Source organism: Spirochaetota bacterium (assembly GCA_026414805.1).
GTDB lineage: Bacteria > Spirochaetota > UBA4802 > UBA4802 > UB4802 > UBA4802.
Window position 1 is genome coordinate 335 of the sequence record JAOAIH010000158.1, and the last position, 492, is coordinate 826.

Sequence of the window (492 nt, forward strand, 5' to 3'; positions counted from 1 at the left end):
CTTGTAAAACTTTTTTATTTAAAGTTTTGTTTTCGATGTTATTTATATTGTAATGACAAGGTATGTATGGGTCTGTTTCAGGATTCCAATGTTCATAATCGACGCCGTTTAAAATTCCAACATAATTATCACGTTTCTTTTGTAAAAAGGTATGCAAGCCAAATGAGCCGAGTTCAGTTAAAGTTTCTTTGGCGTAAGTTGGACTAACTGTATTTACCATATCAGCAAAATAAATTCCGCCTTTAAGTAAATTTATGCCACCAAAATCTTCGAATGCCATATTATGAAAATTTTCCCATCCCAAGCCAAGGTAGTCATAATCATTAGCTGAATATTTACCTTGGTAACCGATATTATGAATAGTTAAAATTGTAGCAGCTTGACCGATATATTCATTATTCCAATGCCAAGTTTTTTGATAACAAGTACCAGCTGCAGTTTGCCAATCATGAAAATTAAAGATTTCAACTTTAATTTTATTATCTATACAAA

General features: G+C 31.1%; 1 protein-coding gene. It reads right to left on the reverse strand.

Annotated features, from left to right (window positions below; genetic code table 11):
* The coding region (locus tag N3F66_15130; GenBank protein ID MCX8125480.1) for a glycogen/starch synthase at positions 1–492 on the reverse strand (492 nt) is incomplete at both ends.